Source organism: Candidatus Poribacteria bacterium (assembly GCA_026702755.1).
Taxonomy (GTDB): Bacteria; Poribacteria; WGA-4E; order WGA-4E; family WGA-3G; genus WGA-3G.
This window is the reverse complement of sequence record JAPPBX010000069.1, coordinates 57,294-65,343: the sequence shown is the minus strand read 5'-3', so window position 1 is coordinate 65,343 and position 8,050 is coordinate 57,294. Positions and strand designations below refer to the sequence as shown.

Genomic DNA, 8,050 nt, shown 5'->3' with positions numbered 1-8,050 from the left:
ATACCTGTCATCTCTTGATGATTACTGCCTCCTTGATAACTCTGATAAATATCAGATTATTTAATATTGCTTGAGCAATATTCAGGCTTAAAATTCCAGTTTTGGTCTACCTATGGATTGGAAGATAGGCAGTGTGGACGCAAGCAACACGAGGGTTTGTTCCATATTTTCTTGTTTTCCAATCTTCTGAAAAACCTGAAAGTTATTATTGAATATTGCTTGACGACAATAGTTGCAGGTGAACAGAATTCGATGTGAAATTTGGTCTTATTCTGTTCTCAATGCCTCAATTGGTGAGATTTGTGAGGCTCTCACAGCCGGATAAAGCCCAAAAGCAATACCAATGCACGCTGAAATGCTAACAGAAACTGCCATCCATTGTGGTGAGATCACGACGGGCCATTGCGGAACAACCTTAACGATTTTGACGGCGATGTTTGAACAGGCATATCCAATCCCTATGCCAAGTCCAATACCCAATAAGCCTCCGATACCACACATCACAACCCCCTCAATCAAAAACTGCGAGAAAATATCCCGCCGTTTCGCGCCAATAGCTCGACGGATACCAATCTCACGGGTGCGTTGGTTCACTGAAACCAACATCATGTTCATAATTCCGACACTGCCTACAAACAGTGAAAACCCGGCAATGCTGCTAAGCATGATTTTGATGATGCGGCTGATTTTATCCAGTTCTTTTACAGCTGCAGTCGCAAAACTAATATCAAAGAAGTCGTCTTGATTGCGATGTCGTTTTCTTAGAACGGCTGTCACTTCTTCAGCGGCTTTTTCGATGGAATCGTTGTCTACTGCTCTGATGTTGATATAATTGACGTGGCGTTTGCCTTTGAATCTGTCTTGTGCGGTGGTTAGAGGTATGAACACGACATCGTCCCAGCTGAATCCGTATTGAAGGCTTGTGCCGCGTTCAGCCATAACGCCGGTGATGCGAAATCGGTCGGGTCTTCCACCTTGCAGTGAGAGTCTGATTTCTGTGCCGATCGGATTTTGGTTTCCGAACAGTTCAACTGCGACTTCTCTACCGAGTACACAGACTTTTCTACGGTTGCTGAATTCATCCTCCGAAAAGAAACGTCCCTGTTGAATCTGCCACTGCATCCCTATCGGAAAATAAGAATTGACACCATTATACTCTGTCCATTTTGTCGCACCACCTTCAGCTTGTGCGAGTACTTCATTACTAATACTCGGTATCACGGATGCAACAGACGGACATTCGGCTTCAATAGTTAAAACATCTTCGTATTTCAGGTGTTCACCGCTGCGGTTTGGAAATACGCGGTCGCCGCGCCAGATCCACGGATTCCGACGGACGAAAAAATGACCGCCAAACTTTTCAAACTCTTGCATGACGATGCGCTTCGCACCATCGCCGATAGCGAGCATTGCGAGGACGGCAGCAATCCCAATGATGATACCCAACATTGTTAACGCCGAACGCATTTTTTCCTGAAAAATGGCAACGAGTCCTGTTGAAATTCCTTCGTACAGTTTCATTTCTCTGCCCCTCATTACAATGCCTGTTTAAACCAGGACTTACGCAGCTCCCTTTGCTGACGAGGTTTTAAACCTCGCCAATGGTATGCGGGTCGTAGGGCCTCATTAGAAAATTGCGTAAGTCCTAATAATTAAGGGTGCGATTTTGAGGAAGAATAGGTGCATAGTGGAAAAAATTAAGAGATTCGCTTTTTACAGAAACCCAATTCTAAAAATTAACACTACACATCACTGAACTGAATTTTTAATCTTCATAAAACCGCGTCTACAGGTGGAAAATTTACGTAAGTTTTACTTGCTCAAAAGCCCTGTTCTGCTTTGACTGAATGGTTCATCCGTGATGGACCTCCAATTAAGAGATTGGGCGCAGAGAGAAAGATGTCAACTGATCGTGTGACCATCCGCTGCAATCGCTGTGGACATAGACGACATCATTGATGACAATACGGCGATTGTTTGGATATTTGGCCACCAAATCATGTCCTCGTAAGTAGCGACCGTCATAGCGTCTGAAGAAAACTGTGCGTCCATTACTGCTTTCAACAAAAACCTCCGCAAGTTCACCGCCGTGTGGGTCGGAAATGTCAACATCTAAGACGCGGAGACAGTGAAAAGTATTTTCACCGATTGTCACATCGTATGTGCCTGCTCCGAACCCCTGACCGTCGGTAATTTTGTACGAACCATCAGCTTGAAGTTGGTAACGACCATCGTCTACGATCCGACGTTGCGCGGGACCACCCCACTGCTCTTCAAACCCATCATCTCCTATTGTGTTGGATACCCTTTTCCCATCTATTGTATCAACAACGGAAATCCATCTTGTATAGGTATCGTCAATCGTTGCATACATCAGATCTGGAACACCCCCTGGGGGCCAGTCCCTTGGTACCAACCATTCTTCGACTCGGAGTTCTACGCAATTGATGCCCCGAATTGTCGCGGATGCGGTAGGGGTCATTTCTACAATTACGTCGAGTTCCAGTGTATTGGCATCATACTCAGCCCGGAAGTGGGGTTCACCCATCTCTGGAACAGCAAACCACCATTGAAGTTCCGAACAGTTAACTTCAGAGATCCGATCGTCGCTCTCAACAATTTTTACGTCTGGACGTTTCTGTGGAAAAGGATGCTTTGGGAATTCGTTGGTTTGTACCTGTTTTGTGCCCATATTGTGAGTCCTCCTACTCAATGGTTATCTTGGTCGGATTAAATCGCGCGAGCTGTTCAACGAGTTGTTGTAGTTCGCGCTGTCTTTTAGGAGCCAAGACCTCATCCGCCTCAAAGTTAACAGCGTCCGCCCCTGGATTTGCCATGTGATAAGTGCCGAGAACCATGACTGTGGGTTTCATGTGCGTGTTTCTCCGTTCTACACTGAGACACTGCCTTCGTTTCAGGGTCTCGATGTCTCAGCGCATTCCTGTTTTATGTCCGCTAACGCTGTCGCAAACTTGGAGTTTATCAATTGGTTGCTGTTGGATTTAAGTATTGCAGCGGACTTTCGACGATGTAATCTCCCGAATCCTCAAGGAACTGCTGAATCAGATAGACATGTCCAGCACCAATAATCAGCAGAATGCGATCATCGGTAGACTCAGTGATTCGGGTGATGTTCACGAAATTCTTGAGATTATGCGCATACCACCAATGTGAAACCCAATTCGCACCCGGGTATTGGTCTTTGAGTCCAATGCGTGCGGTGCGCAGGTATAATTGATGGCCGGCGCGGAGTTCTTCAGGCTCGTTAATCCGGATATACATATCAATTAGAGGTTCGTATCCCACACGTTCGACCCAGAGTGTGCCATCTGCACTCTGCCGAACTTTTTCATCGCTCGAAGATATGCTCGGTAGGAGATATGCCTGATTGTGTGCTTCCGCGAACGCGTCGTAGTCCATTAAACTCCGATCGATTTCATCAATAATCGGCCTGTGTTCGGGCCAGTCAGCAACACAGTAAAGTTTCGGGTGTCCCATCTGTTGTGCTAATGGAAAGCCGATTTGGTCCTCCAGCCGCCGTGTGCGTTCGTAGGTGCCTTCCAAGTAGTTTTGATAGTTTGCGTTAAGCTCCGCATCATAGCTGTCGTCCGCATAAACAGCTATCTTGGTAGGATTAAACGCTTTAATTTGAGATATCAGTTGTGCCATTTCGCTTTGGCGTTCCGGAGCGAGGACATCATCCATTCTATAGTTGAATCTATTGATTCCCGGATTTGTGAAAAATGCACTACCGAGAATCATGACTATCGCTTTCTCTCGCGGGTCTTCTCTTTTCCATTGCCCCTTCAATTTGTCTCCAAAATCGATGTCTATCGCACCGAAATTGCTTAGATTTCCGAGCAACTCCTCAATGCGCTCTGGTGCGATCTCTCCGACGATGTTGACAAAGGTGGCTTCTCCAGACCTTTTCGGGATGATGATAGCGAAAATCCCGTAAACTTTCTCTTCGTCAAACAGTAGGTTGATTTCCACCGTTTCACTTTTTTCCTCAATCTTGACAAGGACCTCCCACTCATCCTTTTTGAGTTTATCCTTGAAATAGTTAACTAATTTCTTCTCATCAATAGTCGTTCTATCGTAGGTACGGACATAGATGCCGTCTAACATCTGAATCAACTCGACGACCTCTGGTTGATTGCTCACCGATTTGGTGACTAAATTGATGAGTTTTGCGGTTAAGTTAACCTCGACTTTTGCCTCAAGCGGCTCTGGGAAATCGAAGAGGATGAGTCCTTTTTTATCGGGTTTGTCCTGTTGTGCAACTGCTGAATGCGTCAGTGCCAACGATAAGACTAAAAACAGCAGTGTGAACAGTCGTATAAGGTGCTTTTGCAGTTTCATGGGTTTTACTCCTTTTGATGACGGGCGGGGAAACCCCGCCCCTACGGGACTTTAGCGGTCGGTTGTTGTGGTTTCTGGTTTCGGGGCACTGTCCAGCTTTTCGGAGTTAATTCTTGCTACCCACTGTTGAGGCACGGAGGCGTTTGTCCAACTGCGAACCGCTTTAGAGATCGCCTCTTCCGAATTAGATTCCAGAAGTTGTCCAAATAGCGTACCGAGTTTCTGAAAGTCGATCTCTCCATAGATATTTACGAAGTTTGAATTTCCGTCATCTGTGAACATAACGAAGATACCGTGCAGTATGCCCGGTTTTTCGTCGTAGAGCAGACTGAGATTGAATTTGTCCCTGATTTTGACGAGATGTTCCCACTTCTCGTTTTCAAGTATGCCACGATAATGGTCGACTATCCGGTTGAGGTCTTTCGTCTCTTTATCGTAGGTCCGGATGGAGGCACCTTTTAGCATTTCGGTATACGTCGCATATTCCGACAAATCTACCGATTTATCTCCGGCAAGTTTCGGGTTGCTTGCGATACCGAAACTGATAAAGAGGTCCAAGAGACTCTTATCCAAGTTAATTTCAACTTTGGGGACAGGGGAATCTGGCAGATTCATTTCTATTTTACCACGGACTGTCTCTGTTACGTCGTTGTTCAGGGCGTGCCCGTTTGTGAAGAAACAGCAGGCTATTAAAAAGGCTATACCTATTAAAAGGGCTGTAAGGGTGGATTTTTTCATGGGGTTTCTCCTTTTTGCTGTGAGCGTTGATGTTCTGGACCTAAAGTGTTCTGAGGGAAACTGTGAAGGCTATCCAGACCTCGGTGAAGTGCTGATGAAATACTGTTTTTCTGTTTCAAAGCACTGCGAGAGGCTTTTTCGATCTGCGCCAAAGGACGACCTGATGCCTCATTAATCTGTACATCTGGGAGTTTTTCGCTGACGACGTTACCTGTTCGCTCCACGGCGTAATTCAACTTACCAAGCGCATAAGCCAAGTCACGTGAGGCTTGTTGCACTTTCAGGTGCTGTTGGTATTGATAGGTACCAAACAGAGCGATTCCGATGAGGCACGCCAACGCACCTGCACGAGTGAGTACCGAAGTTAAATCACCCGAGAAGGTGAACAGTTGGAATATCCGATTTAGCCACTTTGGTTCCTTGTTGGGATGCGCGCGAACGTAAGCCTCAACCGCGTTGAAGATTTCCGGCGGTGGCTCTGGTTTCGGAAGTTCATGTAATGCTCCACTAATTGCTTGAGCGAAGCGAACTTCATCCTGACACATTGAACAGGATGCGATGTGTGCTTCTACTGTCGCGTATGTGTCTGCATCCAATTCATTGTCAAGATACGCTTCTAAGGTATCCTGAACTTCCGTACAAGTTGGCTCTTGATGGGAGGTAAATTGGTTCATTCGTCATTTCTCCAGTAAGGATGCAGTAGTTCCCGCAATTTCTTGCGAGCACGAAATGCTGTTGATTTCACAGTACCTTCGGGTTGTTCTAAGACTTCTGCAATCTCTTTGAAACTCATGCCGTTCAATTCCCGCATAATTATCACTGAGCGCATATCTGGCGGCAATTTTTTAATGGCACAATGTACGGACTCTTTGAGTTCTTGCTCAATCACAATTTCATCTGGTGTCGGATTTGACCGATCAGAATGTGCATTCATTAAAGTTTCGAGTTCTGTTCCAACGTCTGTATCGTCTGTTTCTGTTAAATGCACCTGAAATTTGTGTCGCTTTAGCAGATTGAAACAGAGGTTCTGTGCACATTTTAGCATCCATGAACGTGCGGTCTTCGGACGCAATTTGGAACGGTGTTCCCACGCCTTGATGAATGTCTCTTGTGTTATATCCTCTGCATCTTCTCGATTTTTGAGTAGATAGAGGGTGTGTTGATAAATTTGAGACTTGTGTTTATGGACAAGCTCAAGAAATTTATCTTCTGTCATTTTTCAACTCCGCGCATTTTGAGGTTGTCGTTACTACAAACGAGTTGCAAAAAAGTTGCACTTTTTTTTCATTTAAAATTTTCAGAGGGGTTTAAGTAGGGCTGTTTGTAGATAACTTCGGGTAATTGGACACCTAAAGATTGGCGGGATTATATGAAGATTAAGAATTTAATAATGTTTAATTGTCTGAATCGCGGATTACGCGGATGGCGCGGATTACGCGGATTTTAAACGTTTTTTCAATGGGCTTCCTTTAGTCCGGGAGTCCCGTAGGTTGGGTTGAGCGGAACCGAAAAGCGGAATATGGTGGTCCAAATACGCCTGAAATCCGACCTTGCCTTATCTCCACTCAACAATCCAGCGAAACCCAACTTTATACCTTTACATCTCAAGAAAGCACACAGAAAAACGTTGGGTTTCACTCGGCATCTCTGCGATGGAGGATATCCTACCCAAACATAGGTTTTCTTTGAGTTGTTAGCGTTTGGTCCTGCCCGTTCAACCCAACCTACACCGTTACAACGCAGGTTTTCTAAAATTGACAGTTATGGTACACCGCAAAACCACACCGTTTTTATTCCCATTGAAATACGGTGCCTAACAAACGCATCGGTTCATCGCGGAGCAAATTATATATCTGTGGTGCTTCATCGACGTTCACCCGATGTCGAATCAACGGTGCAATCTTGACAGAACCTTGACGGAGCAGCCGACAGAGGTTTTCCAAATCATCACACGTAAAATGGCTGCACTGGAGGATGCAGATCTCTTTACCTTGCCCGACATTAAAGGTGTAATTGACATCGAACCGTCCGGCGACTAAGAGGAGTCTGCCACGGGTTTTACACGCGTAGATCATCGGTGTGACCATCTCTGGAACACCCGCGAAATCCATCACGGCATCAAATTCTCCGTCTTGAATCTGTTCCTGCCAACCGTCGTTACTTGTATTAAGGACATGTTCGGCGACACCCAATTGACGAATCTGTTCGAGTCGGGATTCTTCGATGTCACAGACGGTGACGCGGGCACCCATAGCGTAGATGATCTGTGCCGCGAACATGCCGATGCAGCCCTGTCCAACAATAAGTACTTTTTCTCCGATGCGCGGATTGACGCGCCGACAACAGTGCATTGCGACACCAGAAATACCGAAGAGGGCAGCCTCACCTGGGTCAACGTCTTCTGGCAATTTTAGCAGGAGTCCGTCTTCTGGGATGGTGAACCGTTCCACATGGTTCACACTGGCATAGATGAGATCGCCAATCTGAAGTTTTGTTACATCCGGTCCTATCTCAATAACTCTGCCTACGTTCTGGTATCCATCGGTAGTTGGTAGCCGATCATCGGAGGTTGAATAGTTACCACCGATCAGTTGATTCCGTTCCGTACCGTTGGTAAGTCCCGTAAATACGGCTTGACACAGTACCTCGTTCCGGTTAGGCGATGCTGGCTCTTTCCAATCGTTGACAACAACCTTTTCGCGCCGTTTATCTGGTAGGGATTTAACGACAAGTGCTCTCACAATACTGACCACTCCTTAAAGAAGTTTTTTAATGTGTAGTTCGTTTTTTTAATCTATCCAATATCCCCTGATTTGTCAAGGAATTTCAAGATTTTTGATTTTCATCACGGGCGGTTTCTTAAAAAATTATATTGACAGATTGTTGCATTTTCTATAAACTTTTTAAAGGGCAAAATCGAAAATACTCGAAACCGTTTTTCATGTATTGC

8 protein-coding genes are annotated in these 8,050 nt (G+C 45.5%); all 8 read right to left on the bottom strand.

Translation table 11 applies throughout. From position 1 onward, the window contains the following. Positions 1-267 precede the first annotated feature (267 nt). Entirely contained in the window at positions 268-1,521 is a 1,254-nt protein-coding gene (locus OXH39_12715; protein MCY3551314.1) for an ABC transporter permease, read from the bottom strand. 352 nt (positions 1,522-1,873) lie between these two features. Further along, positions 1,874-2,692, bottom strand: coding sequence for a hypothetical protein (locus OXH39_12710; protein MCY3551313.1), 819 nt, complete (start codon positions 2,690-2,692; stop codon positions 1,874-1,876). 13 nt (positions 2,693-2,705) lie between these two features. Next, entirely contained in the window at positions 2,706-2,873 is a 168-nt protein-coding gene (locus OXH39_12705; GenBank protein MCY3551312.1) for a hypothetical protein, read from the bottom strand. 109 nt (positions 2,874-2,982) lie between these two features. After that, positions 2,983-4,362: a DUF5694 domain-containing protein gene (locus tag OXH39_12700; protein MCY3551311.1), complete on the bottom strand. Its 1,380-nt coding sequence runs from the start codon at positions 4,360-4,362 to the stop codon at positions 2,983-2,985. Between the two features lie 51 nt (positions 4,363-4,413). After that, entirely contained in the window at positions 4,414-5,100 is a 687-nt protein-coding gene (locus OXH39_12695) for a DUF4252 domain-containing protein (protein ID MCY3551310.1), read from the bottom strand. Next, positions 5,097-5,774: a zf-HC2 domain-containing protein gene (locus OXH39_12690; protein MCY3551309.1), complete on the bottom strand. Its 678-nt coding sequence runs from the start codon at positions 5,772-5,774 to the stop codon at positions 5,097-5,099. The genes OXH39_12695 and OXH39_12690 overlap by 4 nt, the downstream gene beginning before the upstream one ends. Then, on the bottom strand, positions 5,771-6,316 hold the full coding sequence (locus OXH39_12685; GenBank protein MCY3551308.1) for an RNA polymerase sigma factor: 546 nt from the start codon (positions 6,314-6,316) through the stop codon (positions 5,771-5,773). Before OXH39_12685 ends, OXH39_12690 begins: the two co-directional genes overlap by 4 nt. Before the next feature lie 574 nt (positions 6,317-6,890). Then, on the bottom strand, positions 6,891-7,841 hold the full coding sequence (locus tag OXH39_12680) for a zinc-binding alcohol dehydrogenase (protein ID MCY3551307.1): 951 nt from the start codon (positions 7,839-7,841) through the stop codon (positions 6,891-6,893). Positions 7,842-8,050: the final 209 nt, after the last annotated feature.

Excerpts from the sequence above, each read along its gene's own strand:
- OXH39_12700 (MCY3551311.1), bottom strand. The coding sequence starts at position 4,362 with ATGAAACTGCAAAAGCACCTTATACGACTGTTCACACTGCTGTTTTTA.
- OXH39_12715 (MCY3551314.1), bottom strand. The coding sequence starts at position 1,521 with ATGAAACTGTACGAAGGAATTTCAACAGGACTCGTTGCCATTTTTCAG.
- OXH39_12690 (MCY3551309.1), bottom strand. The coding sequence starts at position 5,774 with ATGAACCAATTTACCTCCCATCAAGAGCCAACTTGTACGGAAGTTCAG.
- OXH39_12705 (MCY3551312.1), bottom strand. The coding sequence starts at position 2,873 with ATGAAACCCACAGTCATGGTTCTCGGCACTTATCACATGGCAAATCCA.
- OXH39_12685 (MCY3551308.1), bottom strand. The coding sequence starts at position 6,316 with ATGACAGAAGATAAATTTCTTGAGCTTGTCCATAAACACAAGTCTCAA.
- OXH39_12710 (MCY3551313.1), bottom strand. The coding sequence starts at position 2,692 with ATGGGCACAAAACAGGTACAAACCAACGAATTCCCAAAGCATCCTTTT.
- OXH39_12695 (MCY3551310.1), bottom strand. The coding sequence starts at position 5,100 with ATGAAAAAATCCACCCTTACAGCCCTTTTAATAGGTATAGCCTTTTTA.